Origin of the sequence: Streptomyces fildesensis, assembly GCF_016107395.1 — a bacterium.
GTDB lineage: Bacteria > Actinomycetota > Actinomycetes > Streptomycetales > Streptomycetaceae > Actinacidiphila > Actinacidiphila fildesensis.
Genome location: NZ_JAAIKO010000158.1, coordinates 1 through 613, shown reverse-complemented (window position 1 = coordinate 613; position 613 = coordinate 1). Strand labels below are relative to the sequence as shown.

Sequence of the window (613 nt, the reverse complement as noted above, 5' to 3'; positions counted from 1 at the left end):
GGGCCCTCGACCGGGACGCCGATGTAGGCGGCCTGCTCCGGGCGGAGCGTGGTCAGCCGGACGCCGAGGGCGTCCAGGTGCAGACGGGCGACCTTCTCGTCCAGGTGCTTGGGGAGCACGTAGACGCCGGTGGGGTACTCGCTCTGCTTGGTGAACAGCTCGATCTGGGCCAGGGTCTGGTCCGCGAAGGAGTTGGACATCACGAACGAGGGGTGACCGGTGGCGTTGCCGAGGTTCAGCAGACGGCCCTCGGACAGCACGATCAGGACCTTGCCGTCGGTGAACTTCCAGGTGTGGACCTGCGGCTTGACCTCATCCCGGACGATGCCCGGGATCTTGGCCAGGCCGGCCATGTCGATCTCGTTGTCGAAGTGGCCGATGTTGCCCACGATGGCCTGGTGCTTCATCTTGGCCATGTCGGCGGCCATGATGATGTCCTTGTTGCCGGTCGTGGTGATGAAGATGTCGGCGGTCTCGACGACGTCGTCGAGGGTGGCGACCTGGTAGCCGTCCATCGCCGCCTGCAGGGCGCAGATCGGGTCGATCTCGGTGATGACGACCCGGGCGCCCTGGCCGCGCAGCGACTCCGCACAGCCCTTGCCGACGTCGCCGT

At 66.9% G+C, this 613-nt stretch carries 1 protein-coding gene; it reads right to left on the bottom strand.

The window, feature by feature from the left end:
- The coding region (locus C6N31_RS42380; protein WP_198359642.1) for an adenosylhomocysteinase at window positions 1-613 on the bottom strand (613 nt) is incomplete at both ends.